Source organism: Streptomyces sp. NPDC030245 (genome assembly GCF_055572995.1).
Map to the genome: position 1 here is coordinate 144,101 of NZ_JBVICF010000010.1, position 23,691 is coordinate 167,791.

Sequence of the window (23,691 nt, forward strand, 5' to 3'; positions counted from 1 at the left end):
GCGCCGTGACCGACACGAACGCCGCGCGGAGCGCGGCCCCAACCTTCGAGGCCGACGTCACCCCGGCCGTGCTGATCGAGCGGGCCAAGGCCATGGTGCCCTCGCTGGTGGCGCGCCAGCACGAGACCGAGCAGCGGACCTACTACGCCGAGGACACCCATCAGGCGTTCCGCGACGCCGGCTTCTACCGCATCACGGTGCCCAAGCGGTACGGCGGCTACGAGTTGGGCTTCGACACGTTCCTTCAGGTCGCGATGGTCCTGTGCCGTGCCTGCCCGTCCACCGGCTGGATGTTCTGCCTGGGGGCGGCGCACTCGCTGTTCGCCGGCAGCATGTTCCCGGAAAAGACGCAGGCCGAGATCTTCGGCGGCGGCGACTTCATCGCACCGCTGGTCAACGCCCCCTACGGAACGGCCAGGCGCGCCGAGGACGGCGGCTGGGTCCTGGACGGGGTGTGGCGGTACTGCTCCGGCGCGCCGTACGCGACGCACCTGATCGGCAATACCGTGATCGCCGGGGACGATGCCGGCCCGCCGCGCAGGCTGCTGTTCATCGCGCCCCGCGATCAGTGGGAGATGCTCGACGACTGGGGCGGGCAGCTGGGCCTCAAGGGCAGCGGTTCGCACAGCATCCGGATCTCCGGCGGGCGGATCCCCGAACACTTCGCCCTTGAGGTCGACTTCGAGGAGATCTCGGTGACCGAGGGCACCCCGGGGCGCGAGCTGCACGCGCACCCGCAGTACGGGGGCGCGCCGGCCAGCTCGATGGCCCTGGAGGGCGCGCACATCGCGGTCGGCATGTGCCAGGGCGCGCTGGACGCGTACACGGAGCTGATGTTCTCCCGCACCACGATCGTCCCGCCGTTTCTGCCCAGGGCGGAGGATCCCGACTTCCAGCTCTGGTACGGGAAGGCCAGCAGCATGATCGACGCCGCCGAGACGTTGGTGCTCGCGGCGTCGCGGCGCTGGCACGAGCTGTCCGCACTGCCGGTCGGGGCGTTCACCCCCGAGGAGGACGTGCGGATCGCGCTCACCTGCCGGGAGGCCACCGACCTGGCGTGGCGGGCCGTCGACGAGATACTCCAGCCGACCGCCGGCAGCCATGCCGTACGGGAGGGAACGCGCCTGGAACGGATCTGGCGCGACCTCTCCACCGGGCGTACGCACGCCAGCTCCGCCGTGCTGCTCACCACCGTGGCCAACCGTGGGTATGCCCAGCTCAGGCTGGCGGGCGCGCGTCGTCGGCCCGCACCGCACGCGTAGTGCCCGCGCCCGTGCCGGTGGTCGCCGACGACCACCGGCACGGGACTTCCGACACGCCGCCCTCCTGTGCTCCATCGGACCGACGTGTAGCACTGCGTTGCCCGCTTCCGCACCATCTGCTGGCCCGCAACCCGCGCGGACTCGGGGCTGGTGCGTTGCGGATTCGTCGGCGGCCGTCGGGGGTGCCTGGGCCTCTTCGGTCGGGGAGCCGGTTTCCGTCGACCGGCTCGGTGTCTGTGGTGTGGAGGTGAGCGGCCGGTGCACCGCTCTCAGTTCCCAGGTGGCGTGGAGAGCGATCCGGATCAGACCGCGCGCAGTGGTGTGGCGGGGGCTGCCTCAACGGCGGATCCCTGGTGCCTCGCACGGCTCCACGATCGCGAGCCGAGGGTCCACGTGATGGGGAAATCGAAATAGGTGTCCGGGTAGGGCTCGTCGTCGAGCGTGTAATGCCACCACTCGCACTCGTATGCATGGAAGCCGCACGTCTCCATGAGGGAACGCAGGTGCTGCCGGTTCTGTGCTTCGAGTGGTGTGATCCCTTGAGCGCCATGATGCGAGATGGGGTCCATCAGGTCGTGGGCGCCGCCCATGGGAAGAAGCTCTCCGGTGGCCACGTCATAGAGTGTGAGGTCAACGGTGCTGCCCCGGCTGTGGCCCGACCTGGCGGCCACGTATCCCTTCTCGAACATCTCGTCCTTGCCGATATTGGGGTAGTGCCGCGATTTGGTCCGGCCGTCCTCCGGCTGCTGCGACCAGCGCAGAAAGCAGTCGACAGCGTGCTGCGGGCGGTAGCCGTCCCAGAGCAGCAGGCCGAACCCCGGTGTCTCGGCCTGCTCCTTGGCCCGTTCCAGGGCTGCGCACAGAGCCCTTGTGCCGACGACTCGATTGGCCTGATATCCGTCCACGGGCCTTCCGGTGAAGTTGTCCCACGTGGCGTACTTGGCATCCCAGCGTATTCCGGATATCAGCTCGTCCACGAAGAAGAAGTCACCCTGCGCCGACTCCGTCGGGATCATCGGCTTTTTCCCGTAAGGGCGAGGGACACCATCCGGTCGATCACTTCGGGAAGGTGCAGTCCCGCTGCGGCCATCATCCTCGGATAACGGCTGTACGAGGTCATGCCGGGGAAGGTGTTGACCTCGTTAAGGACTATTTCTCCGTCCTCCTTGAGGAACATGTCCACCCGCGCAAGACCGCTGCACCCCAAGGCCCGGTACACTTCCTTGGCCGTCTCCTGCACGCGTAGCCGCGACTCCTCAGGGATGTCGGCGGGAACGATCGCCACGGAGTTCTCGGAGCCGGTCTCGGGGGCGTCTTCCTGATGGATCCTGAAGAATCCGTGCGAGAGTGCGATCCGGTCCACCTCGCCCGCGATCAGATCCGACTCGTTCCCGAGGATGGCGCAGCCTATCTCGCTGCCGAAGACCGCCTCTTCGATCAGCACCTTCGCGTCGTACTGCCGTGCCGTTTCCACCGCACTCGGAAGTTCTTTCTCCCGGGACACCTTGGTGACGCCGAAGGACGATCCGGACCGGGCCGGCTTCACGAAGACCGGATAGGTGAGCCGGGCGGGATCGATGGATTCGTCCGCCGTGACGGTCCAGAAATTCGGCGTGGTGATACCGGCGCTTCGGGCGACTGTGTAGGCGAGGGATTTGTCCATGCACAGAGCGGAACTCTGGATGTCGCAGCCGATGTAGGGGATGCCGGAGAGTTCCAGCAGTCCCTGCATCGCGCCGTCCTCGCCAAGTGTGCCGTGCAGCACGGGCAGTACGACGTCCAGACGGATCGTTCCGTAGCTCCCGTTCCCCAGGATGAGCAGTCCGTGCACGTCGCTGTCCGGCGACAGTATGACGGGGCGGCAGTTTCTCTTCTCCCACTCCGCTTCGGGCCCGTCGCAGAGATTCCAGGCACCGCTCTTCGTGATCCCGATGTAGAAGGGTTCGTACTTCTCGGGATCCAGGTTCCGGGACACCTCTCGCGCCGACTTGACGGAGACGGAGTGCTCTTCGGAACGGCCCCCGAAGATGATGCCGACCTTCAGCCTAGGCATGGTGATTCCTGCTTTCGAATGTCAGACAGTTGGTGAGGGAGTTCTCCACGGTGTCGCGCAGGGCGTGATCCGTGTAGTAGGCGGTGTGCGGAGTGATGAGCGCATTCGGCAGCTCCTGCAGCCTCAACAGCCCCTTGCTTTCTATGGGTTTGTCTCGGAAGTCGGCGTAGAAGATGCCTTCCTCGCCTTCGATGACATCCAGTGCCGCACCACTCAGCCGACCGCTCTCCAATTCCTGCACCAGGGCCTCGGTGTCGATGAGCGCACCACGTCCAGTGTTGACGATCAACGCGCCGGGCTTCATCTGCGCCAGGCGCTGCCGATTCAGCAGATGGTGTGTGGCCGCGGTGAGCGGTGCGTGCAGCGTGACCAGGTCGCTTCGCCGGAGCAATTCATCAAGCGGAACGTGCTCGACAGCAGTCACGGGTCGATCGAAGGGACGGTTGTCATGGGCCAGGATGTGGCAGCCGAAGCCCCGCAGCCGGTCCATGACCGCCGCGCCGATACGGCCTGTCCCGATCACTCCGACAGTCAGATCGCGCAGTTCCTTCCCGCGCACTTCACTCAGCCGGTAATCGTGCGAATCGGTGCGACGGACGATGGACTTCGCATCCCGTACCGCCATCAGCATCAGCATCAGCGTGTAGTCGGCCACGCTGTCCGGCGAGTAGGAGACGTTTTCGACCAAAATACCGATGCTGTCCGCATACTCCACGTCGATGTGGTTGCAGCCGATGCTCCGTGTGGAGATATAGCCCACGCCGACTCGGCCGAGCGCATGCAGAGTGGCATGGGTGATGGGCGTCTTGTGGCTGACGCTGATACACCGGCTTCCGGCTGCCAGTTCAGCATTGGCTTCGGACACCGGCGCGTCGGTGATGGTCGGCTGCACACCTAGGCCGGGCGCCAGTTCGCGGAACAGAACCGCTTCGTCCGGACCACACCCGTACATGGTGATGCGGGTCGTTTCGCTGTGTGTCATGCCTCCAGTCAAGGCGGCGTGCTGTTGCCCGGACGTATGTGTTTTTCGATATGCCCGCGATACGACCCACTGCCTTGACTGGAGACATGACACACAAGACACCAGGCATGACGTCCAGGGAATCGACATGATCCCGCTCGGCCTCGGCGAGATCGCCGCCATCGTCGGCGGGAAGACCGAGGGAGACAGCTCCGTGACCGTGACCGCGCCGGCCGTGCTCGACAGCCGGCAGGCCGAGCCGGGCGGCCTCTTCGTCGCCTTCGCCGGCGAGCACGTCGATGGCCATGACTACGCGGAACAGGCCGGGCGGGCAGGTGCGGCGGCCGTGCTCGGCTCCCGGCCCACGACGCTGCCCACCGTCGTCGTCGAGGACGTCCAGACCGCGCTGCAGAGGCTCGCCGCCCATGTCGTGGCCCGCCTGCGCGACGGGCTGACCGTCGTCGGGGTGACCGGCTCGCAGGGCAAGACCGGCACCAAGGACCTGCTGGCGGCCGTGGTTTCGGGTGCCGGGCCGACGGTCGCCACGATCGGCTCGCTCAACAACGAGCTCGGCGTGCCGCTCACCATGCTGCGCACCCGGGCAGCCACCCGGTTCCTCGTCCTGGAGATGGGAGCCCGCCATGTCGGCGACATCGCCGAACTCACCGGCCTGATCGCACCCGACATCGCCGTCGTCCTCAACGTCGGCGTGGCCCATCTCGGCCAGTTCGGGTCGCGCGCCGCCATCGCCAGAACCAAGGGTGAACTGGTGCAGGGGCTGGCACCCGGCGGCACCGCCGTTCTCAACGCCGATGATTCCGGGGTGGTGGCGATGCGCGCGCTCACCGACGGTCCGGTGTTGACCTTCGGCGAGGCGGCCCACGCCGACGTACGGGCGCTCGACCTGGAGCTGGACCCGCTCGGCCGGCCTTCGTTCACGCTACGCGCTGTCGGCGCCGCGGCCCCCGTAACGCTGCCGCTCCTGGGTGCCCACCAGGCGCTCAACGCTTCGGCTGCCGCGGCGGCAGCACTTGCGGCCGGGGTCCCCCTCGACCTGGCCGCCGCGGGGCTGGCGACCGTCTCGCTGTCGCCATGGCGGATGGAACCGCGCGACCTGGCTTGCGGAGCGACGCTGCTCAACGACTCCTACAACGCCAACCCCGACTCGACCCGCGTCGCCTTGGACGCATTGGCGGCCATCGAGGGCGGGCGCCGCATCGCCGTCCTGGGCGAGATGCTCGAACTCGGCGAGGACAGCGAGGCCGAGCACCGCGCCGTCGGGGCGTACGCCGCCGCCCGGGCCGACGCGGTGGTGGCGGTCGGCGAGGCCGCTCGGCCGATCGCCGACGGTGCGGGCGAGCGGTCAATGGTGCTGGCCGACAACGACGCAGCCGTCGACTGGCTGCGCGGCCACCTCACGACCGGCGATGTGGTGTTGGTCAAGGCATCCCGCGCGGCGCGCCTCGACGAGGTCGCCGCCGCGCTCGCGTAGTTCGGCGAGGTGGGAGCGGACGCTCGACGGCGTGGTCAGGATCCACCTGTTGGCAGGTCTCGCAGGAATCGGGAAGACTTCCCCGTTTGGTCGATGTATCCGCAGCGCCGGTAGAACTCGTGTGCATCGTGCCGACGATCCGCACTGGTGACTTCCATGCGAAGGCATCCGCTTGCGGCGGCGAAGGACTCCGCGGCCGCGACAAGTTGAGAGCCGACGCCGCGGCCACGTGCCCGATCGGAAACCACCAGGGCCACGATCCGGCCCCAGGAGCCGGCCCGTTCGAAGAACGGGCAGACGTGGACGGCGATGACCCCGAGCAGGGTGTCGCCGACCACAGCTGCATAAGCCGCTCCGGATGGATCCTCGGCCCAGGTCTGGATTCGGTCCGCTGTCGCTTCCTGGCTGCCCCGTGGATAGCCCAGCTGGACCAGCAGCTCGCTGACGGCTGAGGCGTCGGCGCGGTGTGCCGGTCGGATCCTCATGCTCATCGTGCGCGCCGCCTCATGTAGAGGTCGAAGGCGCGGTAGATCATCGGCCGCAGCGGCAGGTCCCACTCGCCGACGTAGCGAACCGCCTGACCGCCGGTGCCGACCTTGAACTGGACGAGACCGACGTGCGGGTCCTGCGCATCGAGCGTAGGCGTGATGCCGCGCAGGTCATAGACGTCGCAGCCGGCCGCGAGCGAGTCGCGGATCATCGCCCACTGGCAGGCGTTGGAGCCGCGCACCTCGCGCTTCTCGGTGGCGGAGGCGCCGTACGAGTACCACGCGTGGGCGCCGACACGAACGAGGACGGCGCCGGCCACCAGATCGCCCTGGTGGCGGGCCAGATAGAGCCTGATCCGCTCGGGGTCCTCGGCCCGCATCTCCGCGAACATGGTCTCGAAGTAGTGCAGCGGCCTGGGCGTGAAGCGGTCGCGCTCGGCGGTGTGGACGTAGAGGTCGTGGAACGCCTTCAGGTCCTCACCGACCGTGACCTCGACGCCCGCCTTGGCTGCCTTCTTGATGTTGCGGCGCCACTGCTGGTTCATGCCCCTGAGTACGTCGTCCTCGGTCCTGCCCGCCAGCGGAATCTCGTACTTGAACTGCGGGTGCCCGACCCCGAAGCCGTCCTCGGGGCTCTGCGGAAGCCAGCCCGCGCCGCTGAGCCGGCCGGTTACATGGGCGCCGACCGGGTCGGTCCGCCGGCCGGACATCTCGGTCAGCCGCCTGATGCCCGCGTCGGCGATGCCGTCCTTGACCTGGGCGGCGCCCCAGGTGTCGGTCCGCACCGCCGGGCCGAGCCGGATGGCGAAGGCGCCACGTTCCTTGAGATATGCCGCCAGCGGATCGAGCCATGCATCGATCTCGCCGGTCCAGTCGATCACCGGCCCCTCGGGCAGATAGGCCAGGGTGAAGCGGTCGAGGCGCGGCACCGGGCGATGCAGTACGAGACCGGCCCCGACCAGCCGCCCGCCGTCGTACCAGCCGAGGGACTCGCTGCGCCACTCGGTCTTGACGCGGCCCCACGCCGGGGTCTGCAGAAAGCTGACTGACCGCTGGGCCCGCACGAACGCCATGTGCTCGGCGGCGCTGATCGGCCTGACGACCGGACTCCCGGCTGCAGTTCGCATTGGTTCGCTGTAGAGCATGGCGCCAGTCAATGCATTGCGGTGTTGCCAGTACGTATGCGATTTTCGATACGCCGACGATACGTGCCGACTCGTAACCTCAAGAGCATGCGTGTCTTGATCGTCGAGGACGAGCCCTACATGGCAGAAGCCATCCGCGATGGCCTGCGCCTGGAAGCGATCGCGGCCGACATCGCCGCTGACGGCGACACAGCTCTGGAACTACTGAGCATCAACACCTACGACATCGCCGTCCTCGACCGCGACATTCCCGGCCCTTCCGGCGACGAGATCGCCAAACACGTCGTCGCCTCCGGCAGCGGCATGCCCGTCCTCATGCTCACCGCCGCCGACCGTCTCGACGACAAGGCATCCGGGTTCGAACTCGGCGCCGACGACTACCTCACCAAACCCTTCGAACTCCTGGAACTCGTGCTCAGGCTCAGAGCCCTCGATCGCAGGCGCGCCCACAACCGGCCGCCGGTTCGAGAGAGCGCGGGCCTGCGCCTCGATCCGTTCCGCCGCGAGGTCTACCGCGACGACCGCTACGTCGCCCTCACTCGCAAGCAGTTCGCGGTCCTGGAAGTCCTCGTCGCCGCCGAAGGCGGCGTCGTCAGCGCCGAAGAGCTTTTGGAGCGCGCGTGGGACGTGAACGCCGACCCGTTCACCAACGCCGTACGCATCACGGTCTCCGCCCTGCGCAAACGCCTCGGCGAACCCTGGCTCATCACCACCGTGCCAGGCGTCGGCTACCGCGTCGACACAACACCCGGGCGTGGGAGCGGTGACCGTGGATAGACGACCCGGCCTGAGCGCCCGCCTCAAACTCACCCTCAGCTACGCCGGATTCCTCATGCTCGCGGGGGCCTTGCTGCTCGTCGCCGTGGGAGTGTTCCTCCTGCGATCGGGGTGGTTGAAAACCAACGAGTCGGGGGCGGTGCGAGAAAACCCGGGCACCCTCTTCCTGCGCGCTTTCGCCCCAACAGCAGCCGCAGCAATGGTGTTCCTCCTGGTATTCGGCCTCCTGGGAGGATGGCTCCTCGCCGGACGCATGCTCGCCCCCCTGGACCGAATCACCCATGCCACCCGCACGGCCGCGACCGGATCGCTCTCCCACCGAATCCGTCTGCCGGGCCGCAAGGACGAGTTCCGCGAACTCGCCGACGCCTTCGACATGATGCTCGCCCAGCTCGAAGCACACGTCGCGGAACAGCGGAGATTCGCCGCCAACGCCTCGCACGAGCTACGTACCCCGCTGGCGATCTCGAAGACCCTCATCGATGTCGCCCGCGCCAATCCGGACCACGACAGCGGCAAACTCGTCGGCCGCCTCCACACCATCAACACCCGGGCCATCGACCTCACCGAGGCACTGCTCCTGCTCAGCCGTGCCAACCAGCGGTCCTTCACCCGAGAACACGTCGACCTGTCACTCGTCGCAGAGGAAGCAGCCGAAACGCTCCACCTGCTCGCGGAAAAGCAGGGTGTCACCCTCGAGACCAGCGGCGACATCGCCCTCACAAACGGTTCGGCCGCGCTCCTTCTGCAGCTCACCACAAACCTCCTCCACAACGCGATCGTCCACAACATCCCGCGACAGGGCACCGTATGGCTCCACACCGGCGTCCACCCCGAGACCGTGGTGCTCACCGTGGAGAACACCGGCGAGCAGCTCACCCCCCAGCTGGTCGCGACCCTCACCGAACCCTTCCAGCGCGGCACCGAGCGCATCCACACCGACCAGGCAGGCGTCGGCCTGGGCCTGGCCATCGTCAAGACCATCACCGAGGCACACGACGGAACCCTCACGCTCACCCCACGCCCAGCCGGCGGGCTTCGCATCACCGTGGAACTGCCCGCGGCATCAGGAGGGTGAGCCCCAAGCCACCGACCGGGACCGCCCGACACTCTCTGCCTCCGGTGGCTCGCTGCAGCGGACCACTCTTCCGGCGAACGCTGATCGTCACCCTGAGAGTGTCCATGGCGCTACCTCCAACTCGAAAGACGGCCCGTGACGCCACGATGCCGCCCGCGGCGCCGCGAGATCATGTCTCGACCACAGACACCCACGCCGCTCGCGCGGCGGCTTGAGCACCAAGCTCCACCTGGCCGCCGACGCCGCCGGACACGTCCTCGCGGTCGTGATCACTGGCGGGCAACGCGGCGACGCACCACAGTTCATTCGGTTCCTGTGTCAGAACCGTCGATGTCGCACCGCCGATACGGGACAACCTTTAGGAGTGGAATTCGCCCGCGTCGACGTTGAGGCTCTGGCCGGTGACCGCCCTGGCCAGGTCCGATGCCAGGTAGAGCACCGCGTTGGCGACGTCCCCGGGGTCGGGCAGCCGGCGCAGGTCGAACGCGGCCGCGGTCTCGGCGTAGATGTCCTGCGCTGTCACCCCCCGCTCAGCGGCCTGACTGGCGAACCAGTTCTTCAGCCCCTCGGTCCAGATGTAGTTCGGCACCACGGTGTTGACGCGGACGCCGCTCGGCCCCAGCTCGGTGGCCAGGCTGCCGGCCAGTGCGTGCAGCGCCGACTTCGAGGTCTTGTAGGCGCCGAAGTGGGGGCGGGAGTGGTGCACCACCGCGGAGCTGACCATCACGACGGAACCGGCGTGGCCGGTCAGGGTCGGCGCCAGGAGCTGGACCAGGCGCAGCGCGGCCAGGGCGTCCGTCTCCAGTGAGGCGCGCACGGCGTCCAGGTCCATCGTCGCCAGGTCGCCCATCGCCGGGGGCGCGAAAGCGTTGCTGACGAACACGTCGACCCGGCCGAAGGTGTCCAGGGCGCGCTCGGTCAGCGCCCGGCAGGCGTCGGGGTCGAGGATGTCGGTGGGGATCGCCAGCGCCCGGCGGCCGTGGGACTCGACCTCGGCGGCCACCGACTTCAAGACGGTCTTGGTGCGGGCCGCCAGGACCACGTCGGCTCCGGCCGCGGCGCCGCGGACCGCTATCTCGCGGCCGAGGCCGGGGCCGACGCCGGTCACCAGCATCACCTTGTCCGAGAGCATCTGTGCCTTCCTTCCTACTGGGGAACGCGAGGGAATGCGCGGGTGCCGGCGACGGCGGACCTCGGGCGCGGAGGTCCGCGGTCGCGGGGGGCGCGTCTTTGACGATCGCAGGGCGTGAGGTGCCGGGCGTCTTCGTGCGTGCCGAGGTCTTCGTGCGTGCCGAGGTCAGGGCGCGAGGACGGTCTCCGGCATCGCGTCGCCACGGAACAGGCCGTCGGGGTCCACGCGTGCCCGGACCCGCTCGACCGCGCGGACGTCGGCTGCGGAGAGGTGTCCGCGCGGGCGGTCCAGGCCCTTCACGAAGCCGGGCGCGGTCCGGCCCGTGTCCCACGGGCTCAGGGCGGCGCGCACCTTGTCGCAGTGTCCGAGGATCTCCTGCGGTGTGCCGCGCAGTTCGGGGACGCCGGCGCCCATGTAGGCCAGGCGCGCGTCCAAGTGGTTCAGTGCGCCGCCGGCCGGGTCGGCGACGGCCAGGCGTCCGCCGAGCTGTCGCAGTTCGGCGGCGATCAGGGGCGAGCCGGAGCCTTCGCCGGTCATCCGCAGGAACGCGGCGATTCCTTCGCGGCCCGGTTCGGCGAGCAGCAGGTGGTCGCCGATGAAGGTGCCGGGCTCGTCGGGGTCCATGTGGACGTCCGGGACCAGTTCGGGGCCGCAGTCCTGCCAGGTGTCGAGTACCGGCTCGCCGATGCGGCGCAGCGGGAACAGCAGGTCGCGTGCGCAGGGGGACGTCAGGGCGGCGCCGGCGACGCACACCACCGGGCCGCCCTTGAGCATCGGCGGGATCTGCGGCAGGTCCGGCAGGTTCATCACGCGCAGGGAGGTCGAGACTTCGTCGGGTGCGTGCAGCGTCCAGTCGTACCAGGCGCCGACCACGGCCTCGGCGTGCTCCCACGGCCAGAACGCGGCGCCGGCGATGAGCTCGGTCACCGGGAAGAGGTCGATCTCGGCGGCGGTGACGACGCCGAAGCCGCCGCCTCCGCCGCGCAGGGCCCAGAAGAGTTCGGGGTCCTCGGTGGCGCTGACGCGGCGCTCCTGTCCGTCCGCGGTGATGAGTTCGATGGCGCGGATGTGGTTGGCGGCCAGGCCGAGTGTGCGGCCGTAGAGACTCACGCCTCCGTGCAGCAGGTAGCCGATGGCGCCGACGGTGCCCGAGGTGCCGTGGGGTGCGGCGAGGCCGTGGGGTGCGGCGGCGTGGACGACGGCGCTCCAGGGGGTGCCCGCGGGGATGCGGGCCAGCCGGCGGCCGGGGTCGATCGCGACGCCGCCGGGCAGGAGGGGGCGGATCAGGAGGGCGCCGGTCATCGAGGTGGCCGCGCCGGCGGAGTGGCCCGTGGTGTGGACGCGAACGCCTTGGCCGTGCGCGCAGGCACGGCGGATCGCGGCCTGTATGTCGGCGGGGCCGGTGGCGGTGAGCGCGGCGGCGGGGTGGGCGGGGCCGGCGAGGTTGAACACGCTGGTGGCGGCGGTGTAGAGGGGGTCGCCGGGCAAGGCGATGGGCGCGGTGTCGAGCATGAACTCCCCTTGGTGGTCCGGGCGGTCCGGGCGGTCCGGCTTCTCAGGGTGCGAGCCGGGCGGCCGCGCGGGCATCCGCCAGAGTGCTCGGTGGCAGCGGCGGCGCGGGCTCAAGGCGCTCGATGCGGTTGCTTGGGCCTCGGTGCGGGGCATGCCGGCGCTGCTCGCCGACTGCCGGTCGCCGGCTGCCGGTCGTCGGCTGTCGGTCGCCGACTGCCGGTCACCGGCTGCCAGTTGCTGGGCTGCCGGTCACCAACTGCCAGGTGCCAGTTGCCAACTACCAGTCACCGGTTGTCGGTGCGGGTCATGCCGGAGCTGCTCGCCGACTGCCAGTTGCCAACTGCCCGTCGCCGACTGCCGGTCACCGACTGCCGGTCACCGGATGCCAGTCGCCGACTGCCAGTTGCGACTGCCAGTTGCCAAGCTGCCGGTCACCGGCTGCCGGTGCGGGTCATGCCGGAGCTGCTCGCCCGCTGCCAGCTGCCGGCTGCCAGTTGCCGGCTGTCGGTTGCTGGCTGCCAGTCACCGACTCTCGGTCACCGGCTGCCAGTTGCCGACTTCCGGTCGCCGACTGTCGGACACCGACTGCCCGTCACCGGCCGCCGGTCACCGATTGTCGGCCCCGCTCGCCGTCCCCCGCGCTCCGGCAGCCGCGCTCCCCCGCCCGGCCCCGGCCTCCAGGGCCGCCCCCAGTCGCTCCGCCTGCTCCATGAGGAAGCGCTGCTCCGGGCCGCTCGCCGTCTGCCGTGCCGCGGTCCGGTACGCCTCTTGGGCCCTGTCCAGGCCGCCGTCCATCTCCAGCAGGTACGCCCGCACCGCGCTGAGCCGATGGCTGCCGGACATCCAGCGGTCCTGCTCCAGCGGCTCCAGCAGCCGCAGGCCCTCGCGGGGGCCCTTGACCATCGCCATCGCCACCGCGCGGTTCAGGCGCACCGCGGAGCCGGGGGCGATCTGTTCCAGCAGGTCGTACAGGGCCAGGATCTGCGGCCAGTCGGTCTCGCCGCCTTCCAGGGTCTCGACGTGCACCGCGGCGATGGCGGCCTGTAGGCGGTAGAGGCCGACGCCGGGGCGGGCCAGTGCCTCGACGACCAGTGCCAGGCCCTCCTTGGCGAGGGCGCCGTTCCACTGGGAGCGGTCCTGCTCGGCGATGGGGACGAGGGCGCCGTCGGCCAGGGTGCGGGCCGGGCGCCGTGCTTCGGTGAGGAGCATCAGCGCCAGCAGCCCGGCGACCTCGCCGTTGTCCGGCAGGAGGCGGTGGGCCTGGCGGGTGAGCCGGATGGCTTCGGCGGTCAGGTCCGGGCGCAGCAGATCGGGGCCGGCGGTGGCGGTGTAGCCCTCGTTGAAGATGAGGTACAGGACGTGCAGGACGGCACGGGTGCGCTCGGGGCGTTCGGGTTCCGGCGGCATGCGGAAGGTCATGCCGACGTCCTTGATCTGCTGTTTGGCGCGGGAGATGCGGCGGCTCATCGAGGCCTGCGGGACCATGAAGGCGCGGGCGATCTCCTCGGTGGTCAGGCCGCCGACCGCGCGCAGGGTCAGCGCCACCTGTGAGGGCGGGGTGAGCGCCGGGTGGCAGCACAGGAACAGGAGCATCAGGGTGTCGTCGTCGGCGGAGACGAGACCTTCGTCGTCGGGGGCCGGGGCCACTGATTCCTCGGGCAGTGCCATCGAGGCGACGGTGACCTCACGGGTGCGGCGGGCCTGGTCGCTGCGCCAGTAGTCGGTGAGGCGGCGTCCGGCGACGGTCCGGAGCCAGGCGCGCGGATTGTCCGGGACGCCTTCGGCCGGCCACTGGGTGGCGGCGGCCACGAGCGCCTCCTGTACGGCGTCCTCACAGCCGTCGAACTGTCCGTGGCGCCGGACCAGGGCGCCGAGGACCGAGGGCCGCAGCTCCGCGAGCAGGCTTTCCAGGCGTTGATCGGAACGCACCAGCTCATTCTATATGCGGGGTACTCGACCGGCCGACGAAGTGCGCACACGTCGAGATGCCCGGCGCCCGCGGGCGGTGGCACGGTCGGGGCCAGGACCGCGAACCGCCGCTGAGGAAGGCCGCCATGACGGACACGACCGCCGCCGTCGTCACCCGTGACGACCCCCGCTATCCCGCCCTCGTCGAGGGTTACAACCATCGCTTCGTGGGCCGGCCCGACGAGGTCCGGCTCGTCACCGACGCCGTCGGCGTCGAGGCCGCGGTGCAGGCGGCCGTGGACGCCGGCCGGCGGGTCGCCGTGCGCAGCGGCGGCCACTGCTTCGAGGACTTCACCGCGCACCGGGACGTCGAGGTGCTCATCGACCTGTCCGCGCTGAACCACGTCGGCCACGACGCCGGGCGCGACGCCTTCGTGGTGGAGCCGGGGGCGCGGCTGGACCACGTGTACCGCACCCTGCACGACGGCTGGGGCGTGACCATCCCGGCGGGCACCTGCTTCGAGGTGGCCGCCGGCGGGCACATCGCGGCCGGCGGCTACGGTCCGTTGTCCAGGCGCGACGGCCTGGTGGTGGACCACGTCACGGCGGTCGAGGCGGTCGTCGTCGGCGCGGACGGCCGGGCCCGGACGGTGGTGGGGACCGACCGGCCCGGCGACCCGCACCACGATCTGTGGTGGGCGCACACCGGTGGCGGGGGCGGCAGCTTCGGTGTGGTCACGAAGTACTGGCTGCGCACGCCGGGGACGCCGGACGGCATCCCGGCCCGGCAGCTCCCCCGCGCGCCGCGAGCGGTGCTGCGCCGCGACACCACGTGGTCCTGGGAGGCGGTCTCGGAGGCCGACTTCCGCACCCTGCTGCGCAACTACTGCACCTGGTACGAGCGGAACAGCGAGCCGGGCACGGCGGCCACGGCGTTGTGGAGCAACCTGATCATCACCCACCGCTCCGGCTCCATGTTCGTCCTGACCTCGGTGATCCCCGAGGACGCACCGGATGCGGCCGAGGTCCTCGAGGCCCACACCGCGGCGGTCACCCGCGGCATCGAGGCCGAACCGGTGTCGGCGACCTCGGAGACCTCGCCGTGGCTGGACGTCTGGCTGCCGTCCTACAGCTGGCCCAGCGATCCGCGGGGCCGGTACAAGAACAAGGCGGGCTATCTGCGGCGCGGGTTCTCCGACGCGCAGATCACGGCGATCCACCGGCATCTGTCGTCGTCGGATTACGAGAACCCCATGGGCTGCCTGGTCCTGACCGGTTTCGGCGGCGCGGTGAACGCCGTCGCCCCGGACGCCACCGCGGTGGCGCAGCGCGACTGCGTCCTCAAGGCCTCCTACAGCACCGGCTCGTGGACCGACCCGGCCGACGACGAGCGGCATCTGGCGTGGGTGCGCGCGTACTACCGGGACGTCTACGCGCACTCCGGCGGCGTGCCGGTCCCCGACGACACCAACGACGGCTCCTACATCGGCTATCCCGACACCGACCTGGCCGATCCCGGGTGGAACACCTCGGGGGTCGACTGGTCCGCGCTGTATTTCAAGGGCAACTACGCCCGGTTGCAGCGCGCGAAGCAGGTCTATGACCCGCTCGATGTGTTCCGGCACGGGTTGTCCGTCCGCCTGCCCCGGTAGACGCCGCGGCCGGTGCGCCCGCTTTCGCGAGGGCGCACCGGCCGGTCGGGGTTGACGAGCGCTACGTCAGCGGATTCGCGCCGCGTGGCCTGGTGGCGAGCTCCTGCTGGGTCTGTTCCAGGAGCAGGTGCGGGTCCTGCGTCTCGACCTGGCCGAGGCCGGGCGGGCAACGGTCCCAGCCGAGCAGCCGCTGCACCTCCTCGGGCAGGGTCAGCACGGTTTCCCGGGAGACGGCGAGGTACTGGTTCTCCTCCTGCCGCAGGTTGCCCAGGTCGAGCGCGACGGAGAGGCTGTACCGCGGCGAGTCGGTGGTGTTGGCTCCGCCGCCGTGGTAGACGCCGCCCGGCCAGAGGAGGGCGGAGCCGGCGGGCATGACCGCCGGGAGTGCCTCGGCGTAGGCGGGGGCCCGCTCGTCGTCCCAGTGGTGGCTGCCGGGGATGACCAGGGTCGCGCCGTTGGCGCTGGTGAAGTCGGTCATCGCCAGCATCAGTTGCAGGCGGCACGGCGGTCCCGGGTGCCGCCACAGATGCATCGCGTCGTCGCGGTGCAACGGCTGCCGGCCCTGGCCCGGGTCGATCCTTATCGCCTGGGTGAAGCTGATCTGGATGCTCGGGGTCACCTCCATCCGGATCTTGCCGATCCACATGTGCGTGGTCTGCTGGAGCAGGCGCCGGGCCGCGCCGAGGAACTGGGGTTGCAGGACCACGCGGGCCATGTGCTGCGGCGAGCGCTGGAACAGGCTGGACAGCCGCTTGGTCTTCTTTCCGTCGTAGCCGCTCTCGCTGTAGCCGGCCATCTCCAGGCCGGGGGTGAAGTCCGCCCGCAGCGCGGCGAGCGTCCGGGAATCGACGAAGTCCTCGACGATCACCGCTCCGTCGCGTTCCAGGATCTCGACGACTTCGTCGAGCGGGGCGGCGGGGGTGACGTGGGTCAGTTCGGCCATCCCGCTCATCCCTCGACGCGGGCCAGTACGCCCCGGGTGAAGGTCTCCAGGTCGGGGTCCTCGAACAGGTCGCCGACGTCGAGCGTGATGCCCAGTTGCTCCTCGAGGCCCGCGACGATCCGCACGGCGGCGATGGACTGTCCGTTGAGCTCGACGAACGTGGCGCCGGGCCGGTCGGAGCCCGGCCCGAGGACCTCGGCCCAGATGGCGGCGACCCGCTGGGCGATGTCCGCGGTGGCCGACGGCTGCTGAGTGGTCATGTCACTGCTCCTGACTGCATTGAGAGGTATGGGGTGTTGGGGGCGTGCCCGCACGGCGGGGGCCGGTCAGCGGGGTACCGGCCGGCTCGCGACGGCAGCCGCGGCCGGGGGCGCGCCGGCCGGTCCGGCCGGGCCGCGCAGCGCGTTCAGCAGGACCCGGGCGATCATGCCGGGGCGCATCAGCTGTTCCGGCCGGTCGAGCATCCCGGCGGCGCGCATGTACCCCCGGGTCACCGCGCGGTCGCGGGTCGCCGCTGTCTGGACCATCGCCAGGTAGCGCTGGCCCATCCGCACCTTGAGGTCCCGCTTGCCCTCGACGCCGTCGAAGCCCAGGTCGACGGTGCGGGTCATCTCCCACGGCGGGTCGATGACCTCGCGCGCCAGGTCGCGGAAGTACTGCCGCGCGTCCGGCGTGGCGCCGGAGTGCAGGTGGCGGCGGAGGGTGAGGGCGGACATCGCCGCGACCGTCATGCCCTGCGCGTAGACCGGGTTGAAGCAGGACACCGCGTCGCCGATGACCAGCAGGCCGGCCGGGAACCGGCTCATCCGTTCGTAGCGGCGGCGCTGGGTGGTGGGGAAGCGGAAGGCGACCGGCTCGTCCAGCGGCTCGGCGTGCTTCAGCGCCTCGTGGATGTCGGGGACGGGCAGGCGCTCGACGAACCCGTACAGCCCCTGCTGGTCGGTGGGCGGGTGGTCGCCGAGGATGCCGTAGACGGTCATCAGGGTCTTGTCGCCCTCGGTCTTGGTGAAGATGACGCCGCGCGGGACGTCGGGGGAGGCGACAGCGATGATCGCGAGGTCGCCGTCGTAGGGGTCGACCTTCATCTTGTAGTTCTGGGTGACGTAGCCCAGCCCGATGTTGGTCCGGTCCTCCTCGACGCGCGGGTAGCCCATCTCCTCGAGCCACACCGGGGTGCGCGAGCCGCGCCCGGTCGCGTCGACCACCAGGTCGGCGGTGATCTCCTCGCCGGGCTCGCCGCTCTTCTGGATCTTGACGCCCGTCACCTGGGCGTGGTCGGCGGTGGCGGTCAGGCCCAGGATGTCGCAGCGTTCGAGGAACCGGATGTTCGCCAGCTCGGCCGTGCGTTCCCGGATCCGGCGCTCCATCAGCGGCGCCGAGGCCGGCACCGCGATGTAGCCGATGTCGGCGCGCTTGACCGGGCGGCCGCGGAAATACCAGCGGACGGAGCCGGAGTAGTCGCCGATCGGGGTGCCGTCGGCGATGAGCTGGTCGGTGATGCCGGGGTAGAGCTCTTCCATCACCACCCGGCCGCGCACGTGCATGGCGTTGATGTGCTTGCCCTGGGGACGTCCGCGGCGCGGGCCGTCGACGCCGGTGACCGTGTCCCGGTCGACGACCAGGACCTCGTCGTAGGCCTCGGCGAGCACACGGGCCGCGAACAGCCCGGCGATGCTGCCGCCCAGCACGACGGCGCGGGTCGGGTCGCCGTCGGCCGCCGGCCGGGGTGTTTCCTGGGGCATCTTGCCCACCTCCTGGGGATCGTGCCGGGGATGTCGGGGCTCGGCCGGCCGCCCGGCGTGAAAGGGGACCGAGCGGGTGAGCGTGACGCCGGAAGCGGAAGAGCTCCCGGACCTGCTGCGCGCAGGTGATCGCGTCGAGCGTCTTGGTGTGGGCAGCCTTCGGATCGCGGCGTCGGCCGCCGTCGCCCATGAGGTTCACGATGTGCTCTGCGACTGCAACCAGGCATCTCTTGGATTGCGGGCCGCTCGCGGCCCGAACCCGCCCTGAAAAAACAGCACTTACGAAGATGCCCGCCGGGAACCTCGGGTCCGATACTCAACCTGCGTTTCTCCCCAGCCGCGAGAGCCGAGGACAGGCATGTCTCAGAACAGGCAACAGACAGGCCTCCAGATGACCCCTCCGGAGGACCCCGACACCGACCAACGGCCCGCGGCACCCGCGGAACAGCCTTGGTGGAACAGGTACTACCCCTGGTACGCCGTCGTGGGCGTGGCTGTGCTGTTCAACCTGCTCTACTCGTTCCCCCACTACTTCGCCACGGACTCCGAGGTCTCCCGCAGCCAGCTCGACCCGGGCTTCGAGCCGCATTTCGCGTTCCTGGTCGCACACGTGGTCACCGGCAACCTGGCCCTGGTGGCGATGATGCTCCAGGCCTGGCCCCACCTGCGCCGCACACGCCCCAAGGTCCACCGCTGGACCGGGCGGGTGTACGTGTTCGGCGCGGTGATCCCGACGACGCTCATCGTGCTGTTCGTGCTGGTCCCGCACCGCCCCAACCAAGGCAGCACCGGTCTGGCCTGCGGCGCCGTCCTGTGGCTCGGCACGACGCTGTACGCCTGGCACAAGGCCCGGCAGCGCCGCTACGCCGAGCACCGCCGCTGGATGATCTACAGCTTCTCGCTGGCGCTGTTCACCACCTACGGCCGCATCGTCGCCTGGATGATCCTGAACTGGGGCCTGGAGGTGAACATCCAGATCCTGGTCGAGGCCACCAGCTGGGGCGTGTGGATCCTCCACCTGCTGATCGCGCAGGCCTACCTCGAGTTCACCGCGCGCCGAGGCGCCAAGGACCCGCACATCGGGCGGCTCGACCCGGCGACCGGGGCGATCCGCCAGTAAGAGCCTGTGTCATAACCCCGGTCGGATCAGTGGGCGTCGCCTGGTGCGTGCGATCGCAAGGCGCCGAAGCGGCCTCGTAGCGGAGCTACTAGGGCGTTTCGGCAACGCGGCGAGCGTGCGTGCCAGGCGACGCCCACCCGGCCGGGGTTATGACACAGGCTCTCAGCGGCCCCGAGCTCGTACGCAGCGCGTCCCCTCGTTCCCGCGCCCGTGTCGGATTTCCGGAACCTGCTCCGACTACCGGGTAACGGCGCGCGCAAGTGCCATCCGCCGTGGTGAACGAGAAAGGATCTACATGAGTGACACGACTCAGGACACGGCCCCGCTGGCCGGGCGCCGGGAGTGGCTGGGCCTGGCCGCGCTGGCCCTGCCCACGCTGCTCGTCGCCTTCGACATCGGTGTCCTGTTCCTAGCGCTGCCCCATCTGAGCGCCGACCTGGGAGCGACCGGCACCGAGCAGCTGTGGATCACCGATATCTACGGCTTCATGCTCGCCGGCTTCCTGATCACCATGGGTACGCTCGGTGACCGGATCGGCCGTCGCAAGCTCCTCATGATCGGTGCGAGTGCCTTCTCCGTCGCCTCGCTGCTCGCGGCGTTCTCGACCAGCCCGCTGATGCTGATCGTCGCCCGTGCGCTGCTGGGCGTCGCCGCCGCCACGCTGTCGCCCTCGACGCTCGCCCTGATCAGCAACATGTTCCGCAACCCCAAGCAGATGGGCACGGCCATCTCGCTGTGGGCGTTCTGCAATTTCGGGGGTGCCGCCCTGGGCCCGGTCATCGGCGGGGTCCTGTTGCAGCACTTCTGGTGGGGCTCGGTGTTCCTGATCAGCATCCCGGTCATGCTGGTCCTGCTGGTCGCCGGCCCGCTGCTGCTGCCCGAGTACCGCGACGCGAATGCCAAGCGTCTCGACCTGGTGAGCGTGGTGCTGTCGCTGGCCGCGATCCTGCCGGTGGTCTACGGCATCAAGCAGCTGGCCGCCGGCGGCGACGACAGCTCACCGGTGGGGGCGTCCGTGGCCATCGCCGTCGGCGTCGTGTTCGGCGTCGTCTTCACCCGCCGGCAGCTGCGCCTGTCCAATCCGCTGCTCGACCTGCGGCTGTTCCGCAACGTCAAGTTCAGCAGTTCGCTGCTGGCCATGCTGCTCGCTTCGGGGACGCTGGCCGGGCTGGGCCTGCTGACCAGCCAGTTCATCCAGAGCGTGCTCGGGCTTGAGCCGACCGAGGCCGGGCTGTGGCAGGCCCCGACCGGCCTGGGCATCGCCGCCGGCGTCCTGATCACGCCGGTGATCGTCCGGCGGATCCAGCCACGCACCGCGATTCTCGGCGGACTCGTGCTGTGCTTCGTCGGTCTGGTCCTGCTCACCACGGTGACCAGGTCCAGCAGTCCGGGCCTGGTGTCGCTGAGCGTGGCGCTGGTGGCGCTGGGCATCGCGCCGATGTTCATGCTCGGCACCAGCATGGTCGTCGGTGCGGCCCCGCCCGAGAAGGCGGGCTCGGCGGCGTCGATGTCGGAGACCAGCAACCTCCTCGGCTCGACCCTTGGACTCGCCCTGCTCGGCAGCGTCGGCGGCGCGGTCTACCAGTCCGGCATGGACGACTCCCCGGTCGCCGAGGCCCGCCAGACGCTGGCCGAAGCGGTCGACGCCGCCGCCGGGCTCCCGGCCGCCCAGGCCCAGGCGCTGCTGGACACGGCCCGCGGCGCCTTCACCGACGGACTGAACGTGGTGGCCGTCGTCGGCATCGTGATCATCGCGGTCATCTTCGCCCTCGCGTGGCTGACGCTGGGCCAGAAGGAAACGGCGCCGCCGGCCTCCGACGAGCTGGATCCGGCCACCGAAAGCCGCCCCGAGGTCGCCGAATCCTGACCAGGCGTGGCGCCCGGTACCCGCCGCACCGGGGACCGGGCGGAGCGCCGGGCCCGGCTCAGCCCGTGGTCGTGGGGGCGTTGACCCCATCGGTACCGACCGCGGGCACCGGCGCCCGGCGCGACCTGGACCTGGACCATCTGCGCATGGCCGGCATCTCGACGAACCGGTGGAGCAGCCAGGCCAGGACGATGCTGACGGCCAGGCAGCCCAGCAGGAACAGCACCGCCACCGGCGTACTCCACGAGGTCCGTTCGAAGGCGCCGTACCCCATCCACTCCCCCTTGAACGCCGCCTGCGCCGAGTTCAGCACGTTGAGGTGGATCAGGAAGAACGCGTACGAGATCTCCCCCAGCCAGACCAGCGGGCGGCGGGCCAGCGGTGTTTCCCGGCCGGCGAGGTCACCGGCGGCGGCGGCCGCGACTAGCAGCCCGAGCGGGAAGGAGTAGGGGGCGGCGAACGACCAGAGCTCGGGCAGCCACAGGGCTCCCACGTACACCGCGAGGACGCCGAGCGCGGCCGGCCCCGGGCCAAGGCGTATCCACCGTCCGCTCAGGACGATGCGGGCGAAGAGGATGCCGACGACGAACTCCAGGCAGCGCACCAGCGGGAACTGGTAGGCGAACCACATCTGCGGCCAAGAGAACTGGTCGTATGCCGGGAACATCGGAGCATCCGGCAGGAAGGTCTTCGACAGCAGCGGAACCGACAGGGCCACCGCCGACACAGCGACGGCCCAGTACCAGAGCCGGTCGGCCCGGATCTTGTTGATGCCGAGCATCAGGAACGGGAACAGCAGGTAGAAGGCGATCTCCGCCGACAACGACCACGTGACCCCGTTGACCGCGAACATGAGGTTGTCCATGTCCGGCACCCAGGCGTTCACCAGGAAGAAGTTGGCCACGGCGGGCCCGGCCTCGATCGTGGTGCCGGAGACGAGCAGCATGGCGAAGAGGATCAGCCAGACCGCGGCGTGGCTCGGGAAGATCTTGAAGAACCGCCGGCGCCAGAAACTCCCCATCGTGTCGGCCGGTTTCGCCGCCCAGGTCAGGACGAATCCACTGAGCACGAAGAAGAACGAGACGCCGATTCCGCCGGCGCTGCTGGTGACGAACTTGTACGCGTCCTGCACCGAGGTGTCGCCGAATATGCCCAAGTAGTGCGCGTGGAAGACGAAGACCAGGAACGCGGCAACGAAGCGTAACGCGGTCAGGGAGGGAAGTCTGCCCGCAATGGGTGCCGTTGCCTCTGTCATATGTACCTGCCTCGCAGTCAGAAAGGGGGCCTGGAGAGAGCCACGACCGGTCTCGGAAGTGGATTGTCCGGGCTCCGCCACGGGCCGGCGTCTTCCAAAGTGCGGTATTTCTCCGTCCAACTTCTCTCGGCGTGCTGTCAGTCCGCCTTGACGGCGCGTCAGTACGTCACGACGGCCCGGAAGCGGACCTCTCCCTTCGCCGCCTTGTCGACCGCGTCCGCGACCCTGTCCATCGCGAAGACCTCGGTCATCGGGGTCACCGCGCCCTCCGCGACCAGGTCGAGCGCCTCGGTCAGATACCGCAGCCCGTGGTGGGTGGCGCCCAGCACGCGCTGGCCCCGCGCCCAGAACGGTGTGGCGGGGCCGATGGCGAACGAACCGGAGGGGTCGATGGTGGCCAGCACGATCCGCCCGCCGACCCGCAGTCCCTGGAGCGCGTCCGTGGCGGCCTCGTACGAGGTGCCGGTCACCAGGACGACGTCGGCGCCACCGGCCTCGCGCAGTTCCTCCCCGTCACGGACGACGAGGTCGGCCCCGAGCCGCGCGGAGAGGTCGTGCTTGTCCGGCGAGCGGGTGATGGCGACGGTCTCGAACCCGCAGGCCCGGGAGTACTGCACGGCCATGTGCCCCAGGCCCCCGATGCCGAGCACGGCGATCCGCTCGTGCGGCTGCGGTTCGCTCACGCGCAGCGCGCTCCAGGCCGTGTAGCCGGCGCAGAGGACGGGCGCGGCCGTCGTGTAGTCGATCCCCTCGGGGAGCAGCACGGTGCTCGCGGCGGCCACGCAGAGGTATTCGGCGTGGCCTCCCTGCACGGTCAGGCCGGTCATCGTCGGCGCCGCGCACATCATGCCGGACTGGCCGGTCAGCGGCAGGTTGCGCCGGCAGTAGGAGCATCGGCCGCAGCCGGCCTGGACCCAGGTGGTGCCGACCCGGTCGCCGACCTGGCGGGTCGTGGTGCCCGGGCCGAGTTCGACGATCTCGCCCGCCGCCTCGTGTCCGGTGATCGCCGGTTCGCACGACGGGAAGGGGAAGACGCCCTGGGCGACCCAGATGTCGTTGTGGCAGAGCCCGCACGCGTGCACCTTGATGAGGACCTCGCCGGGGCCCGGCCGGGGGGTGGCGACCTCCTGGATCTCCCACTGGGCGTTGATCGCGGGAATGACGGCTGCTTTCATGGGCGTCCACTCTCCGGCTTCAGGCGTTCGGCGCGTGCTGCGGGCTTCGACCGGCGTCAGCCTCACAGCCGCTCGGGCGCCCGGCATCTTCCCGGTTGCTCTCGGCCGCCCGCGCCCTGCGTTCCGCAC

The 23,691-nt window shown here is 70.0% G+C and carries 21 protein-coding genes; 8 read left to right on the plus strand and 13 right to left on the minus strand.

What is annotated here, in order from left to right; genetic code table 11:
- The first annotated feature begins 5 nt into the window (after positions 1 to 5).
- The gene (locus ACZ4Z4_RS26000) at positions 6 to 1,262 is read left to right on the plus strand and encodes an acyl-CoA dehydrogenase family protein (protein ID WP_468331912.1); all 1,257 of its coding nucleotides are present in this window, start codon (positions 6 to 8) and stop codon (positions 1,260 to 1,262) included.
- Positions 1,263 to 1,564: 302 nt separating this feature from the next.
- Here ACZ4Z4_RS26000 and vanX read toward each other — a convergent pair whose 3' ends face one another.
- From vanX to ACZ4Z4_RS26015, 3 genes are read right to left on the minus strand one after another with little or no spacing between them, the layout of a single operon-like run.
- Positions 1,565 to 2,278 (minus strand): D-Ala-D-Ala dipeptidase VanX, encoded by a 714-nt coding sequence (vanX, locus tag ACZ4Z4_RS26005; RefSeq protein ID WP_468331915.1) that lies wholly within the window; start codon positions 2,276 to 2,278, stop codon positions 1,565 to 1,567.
- The gene (gene vanA, locus ACZ4Z4_RS26010; protein ID WP_468331918.1) at positions 2,275 to 3,315 is read right to left on the minus strand and encodes a D-alanine--(R)-lactate ligase; all 1,041 of its coding nucleotides are present in this window, start codon (positions 3,313 to 3,315) and stop codon (positions 2,275 to 2,277) included. The genes vanX and vanA overlap by 4 nt, the downstream gene beginning before the upstream one ends.
- On the minus strand, positions 3,308 to 4,297 hold the full coding sequence (locus ACZ4Z4_RS26015) for a D-isomer specific 2-hydroxyacid dehydrogenase family protein (protein WP_468331921.1): 990 nt from the start codon (positions 4,295 to 4,297) through the stop codon (positions 3,308 to 3,310). Before ACZ4Z4_RS26015 ends, vanA begins: the two co-directional genes overlap by 8 nt.
- Positions 4,298 to 4,424: 127 nt before the next feature.
- Between ACZ4Z4_RS26015 and ACZ4Z4_RS26020 the strand changes: the two genes are divergently transcribed.
- A complete protein-coding gene (locus ACZ4Z4_RS26020) occupies positions 4,425 to 5,768 on the plus strand; it encodes a UDP-N-acetylmuramoyl-tripeptide--D-alanyl-D-alanine ligase (protein WP_468331923.1) in 1,344 nt (447 codons plus the stop codon).
- Positions 5,769 to 5,803: 35 nt separating this feature from the next.
- Here ACZ4Z4_RS26020 and ACZ4Z4_RS26025 read toward each other — a convergent pair whose 3' ends face one another.
- Positions 5,804 to 6,259: a GNAT family N-acetyltransferase gene (locus ACZ4Z4_RS26025; RefSeq protein WP_468331926.1), complete on the minus strand. Its 456-nt coding sequence runs from the start codon at positions 6,257 to 6,259 to the stop codon at positions 5,804 to 5,806.
- Positions 6,256 to 7,401 (minus strand): lipid II:glycine glycyltransferase FemX, encoded by a 1,146-nt coding sequence (locus ACZ4Z4_RS26030; RefSeq protein ID WP_468331930.1) that lies wholly within the window; start codon positions 7,399 to 7,401, stop codon positions 6,256 to 6,258. Before ACZ4Z4_RS26030 ends, ACZ4Z4_RS26025 begins: the two co-directional genes overlap by 4 nt.
- An 87-nt stretch (positions 7,402 to 7,488) precedes the next feature.
- Here ACZ4Z4_RS26030 and ACZ4Z4_RS26035 point away from each other — a divergent pair, with 87 nt between their 5' ends.
- Positions 7,489 to 8,178, plus strand: a complete 690-nt coding sequence (locus tag ACZ4Z4_RS26035; RefSeq protein ID WP_468331933.1) for a response regulator transcription factor — start codon at positions 7,489 to 7,491, stop codon at positions 8,176 to 8,178.
- Positions 8,171 to 9,256, plus strand: coding sequence for a sensor histidine kinase (locus ACZ4Z4_RS26040; RefSeq protein ID WP_468332530.1), 1,086 nt, complete (start codon positions 8,171 to 8,173; stop codon positions 9,254 to 9,256). Before ACZ4Z4_RS26035 ends, ACZ4Z4_RS26040 begins: the two co-directional genes overlap by 8 nt.
- Positions 9,257 to 9,614: 358 nt before the next feature.
- Here ACZ4Z4_RS26040 and ACZ4Z4_RS26045 read toward each other — a convergent pair whose 3' ends face one another.
- The 3 genes from ACZ4Z4_RS26045 to ACZ4Z4_RS26055 all read right to left on the minus strand — a co-directional run bounded on the left by ACZ4Z4_RS26045 (position 9,615) and on the right by ACZ4Z4_RS26055 (position 13,829).
- Positions 9,615 to 10,388, minus strand: coding sequence for an SDR family oxidoreductase (locus tag ACZ4Z4_RS26045; RefSeq protein ID WP_468331936.1), 774 nt, complete (start codon positions 10,386 to 10,388; stop codon positions 9,615 to 9,617).
- Between the two features lie 165 nt (positions 10,389 to 10,553).
- Entirely contained in the window at positions 10,554 to 11,900 is a 1,347-nt protein-coding gene (locus tag ACZ4Z4_RS26050; RefSeq protein WP_468331939.1) for an FAD-binding oxidoreductase, read from the minus strand.
- Between the two features lie 606 nt (positions 11,901 to 12,506).
- The gene (locus tag ACZ4Z4_RS26055) at positions 12,507 to 13,829 is read right to left on the minus strand and encodes an RNA polymerase sigma factor (RefSeq protein ID WP_468331944.1); all 1,323 of its coding nucleotides are present in this window, start codon (positions 13,827 to 13,829) and stop codon (positions 12,507 to 12,509) included.
- A gap of 125 nt (positions 13,830 to 13,954) precedes the next feature.
- Here ACZ4Z4_RS26055 and ACZ4Z4_RS26060 point away from each other — a divergent pair, with 125 nt between their 5' ends.
- On the plus strand, positions 13,955 to 15,460 hold the full coding sequence (locus ACZ4Z4_RS26060) for an FAD-binding oxidoreductase (protein ID WP_468331947.1): 1,506 nt from the start codon (positions 13,955 to 13,957) through the stop codon (positions 15,458 to 15,460).
- Between the two features lie 61 nt (positions 15,461 to 15,521).
- On the opposite strand, the gene ACZ4Z4_RS26065 is transcribed toward ACZ4Z4_RS26060, so the two are convergent.
- The 3 genes from ACZ4Z4_RS26065 to ACZ4Z4_RS26075 form a co-directional block, all read right to left on the minus strand.
- Positions 15,522 to 16,403, minus strand: a complete 882-nt coding sequence (locus ACZ4Z4_RS26065; RefSeq protein WP_468331950.1) for a phytanoyl-CoA dioxygenase family protein — start codon at positions 16,401 to 16,403, stop codon at positions 15,522 to 15,524.
- 5 nt (positions 16,404 to 16,408) lie between these two features.
- Positions 16,409 to 16,663 carry a phosphopantetheine-binding protein gene (locus ACZ4Z4_RS26070; RefSeq protein WP_468331953.1) on the minus strand — a complete coding sequence of 85 codons (255 nt, stop codon included), beginning with the start codon at positions 16,661 to 16,663 and terminating at the stop codon, positions 16,409 to 16,411.
- 66 nt (positions 16,664 to 16,729) lie between these two features.
- Entirely contained in the window at positions 16,730 to 18,145 is a 1,416-nt protein-coding gene (locus ACZ4Z4_RS26075) for an FAD-dependent oxidoreductase (RefSeq protein ID WP_468331956.1), read from the minus strand.
- A gap of 76 nt (positions 18,146 to 18,221) precedes the next feature.
- Here ACZ4Z4_RS26075 and ACZ4Z4_RS26080 point away from each other — a divergent pair, with 76 nt between their 5' ends.
- The 3 genes from ACZ4Z4_RS26080 (at position 18,222) to ACZ4Z4_RS26090 (ending at position 21,132) form a co-directional block, all read left to right on the plus strand.
- Positions 18,222 to 18,413 (plus strand): hypothetical protein, encoded by a 192-nt coding sequence (locus ACZ4Z4_RS26080; protein ID WP_468331959.1) that lies wholly within the window; start codon positions 18,222 to 18,224, stop codon positions 18,411 to 18,413.
- 90 nt (positions 18,414 to 18,503) lie between these two features.
- The gene (locus tag ACZ4Z4_RS26085; RefSeq protein WP_468331962.1) at positions 18,504 to 19,265 is read left to right on the plus strand and encodes a DUF2306 domain-containing protein; all 762 of its coding nucleotides are present in this window, start codon (positions 18,504 to 18,506) and stop codon (positions 19,263 to 19,265) included.
- Between the two features lie 295 nt (positions 19,266 to 19,560).
- Positions 19,561 to 21,132, plus strand: coding sequence for an MFS transporter (locus tag ACZ4Z4_RS26090; RefSeq protein WP_468331965.1), 1,572 nt, complete (start codon positions 19,561 to 19,563; stop codon positions 21,130 to 21,132).
- Between the two features lie 58 nt (positions 21,133 to 21,190).
- Here ACZ4Z4_RS26090 and ACZ4Z4_RS26095 read toward each other — a convergent pair whose 3' ends face one another.
- Positions 21,191 to 22,387: an acyltransferase family protein gene (locus ACZ4Z4_RS26095; RefSeq protein WP_468331968.1), complete on the minus strand. Its 1,197-nt coding sequence runs from the start codon at positions 22,385 to 22,387 to the stop codon at positions 21,191 to 21,193.
- A 158-nt stretch (positions 22,388 to 22,545) separates the two neighbouring features.
- A complete protein-coding gene (locus tag ACZ4Z4_RS26100) occupies positions 22,546 to 23,562 on the minus strand; it encodes an alcohol dehydrogenase catalytic domain-containing protein (protein WP_468331971.1) in 1,017 nt (338 codons plus the stop codon).
- Positions 23,563 to 23,691: the final 129 nt, after the last annotated feature.

What these genes read in the sequence shown, in the direction of transcription:
- ACZ4Z4_RS26085 (WP_468331962.1), top strand. Translation starts at nt 18,504, where the DNA reads ATGTCTCAGAACAGGCAACAGACAGGCCTCCAGATGACCCCTCCGGAG.
- ACZ4Z4_RS26065 (WP_468331950.1), bottom strand. Translation starts at nt 16,403, where the DNA reads ATGGCCGAACTGACCCACGTCACCCCCGCCGCCCCGCTCGACGAAGTC.
- ACZ4Z4_RS26035 (WP_468331933.1), top strand. Translation starts at nt 7,489, where the DNA reads ATGCGTGTCTTGATCGTCGAGGACGAGCCCTACATGGCAGAAGCCATC.
- vanA (WP_468331918.1), bottom strand. Translation starts at nt 3,315, where the DNA reads ATGCCTAGGCTGAAGGTCGGCATCATCTTCGGGGGCCGTTCCGAAGAG.
- ACZ4Z4_RS26075 (WP_468331956.1), bottom strand. Translation starts at nt 18,145, where the DNA reads ATGCCCCAGGAAACACCCCGGCCGGCGGCCGACGGCGACCCGACCCGC.
- ACZ4Z4_RS26025 (WP_468331926.1), bottom strand. Translation starts at nt 6,259, where the DNA reads ATGAGCATGAGGATCCGACCGGCACACCGCGCCGACGCCTCAGCCGTC.
- ACZ4Z4_RS26060 (WP_468331947.1), top strand. Translation starts at nt 13,955, where the DNA reads ATGACGGACACGACCGCCGCCGTCGTCACCCGTGACGACCCCCGCTAT.
- ACZ4Z4_RS26070 (WP_468331953.1), bottom strand. Translation starts at nt 16,663, where the DNA reads ATGACCACTCAGCAGCCGTCGGCCACCGCGGACATCGCCCAGCGGGTC.
- ACZ4Z4_RS26050 (WP_468331939.1), bottom strand. Translation starts at nt 11,900, where the DNA reads ATGCTCGACACCGCGCCCATCGCCTTGCCCGGCGACCCCCTCTACACC.
- ACZ4Z4_RS26090 (WP_468331965.1), top strand. Translation starts at nt 19,561, where the DNA reads ATGAGTGACACGACTCAGGACACGGCCCCGCTGGCCGGGCGCCGGGAG.
- ACZ4Z4_RS26015 (WP_468331921.1), bottom strand. Translation starts at nt 4,297, where the DNA reads ATGACACACAGCGAAACGACCCGCATCACCATGTACGGGTGTGGTCCG.
- ACZ4Z4_RS26045 (WP_468331936.1), bottom strand. Translation starts at nt 10,388, where the DNA reads ATGCTCTCGGACAAGGTGATGCTGGTGACCGGCGTCGGCCCCGGCCTC.
- ACZ4Z4_RS26100 (WP_468331971.1), bottom strand. Translation starts at nt 23,562, where the DNA reads ATGAAAGCAGCCGTCATTCCCGCGATCAACGCCCAGTGGGAGATCCAG.
- ACZ4Z4_RS26020 (WP_468331923.1), top strand. Translation starts at nt 4,425, where the DNA reads ATGATCCCGCTCGGCCTCGGCGAGATCGCCGCCATCGTCGGCGGGAAG.
- ACZ4Z4_RS26030 (WP_468331930.1), bottom strand. Translation starts at nt 7,401, where the DNA reads ATGCTCTACAGCGAACCAATGCGAACTGCAGCCGGGAGTCCGGTCGTC.
- ACZ4Z4_RS26095 (WP_468331968.1), bottom strand. Translation starts at nt 22,387, where the DNA reads ATGACAGAGGCAACGGCACCCATTGCGGGCAGACTTCCCTCCCTGACC.
- vanX (WP_468331915.1), bottom strand. Translation starts at nt 2,278, where the DNA reads ATGATCCCGACGGAGTCGGCGCAGGGTGACTTCTTCTTCGTGGACGAG.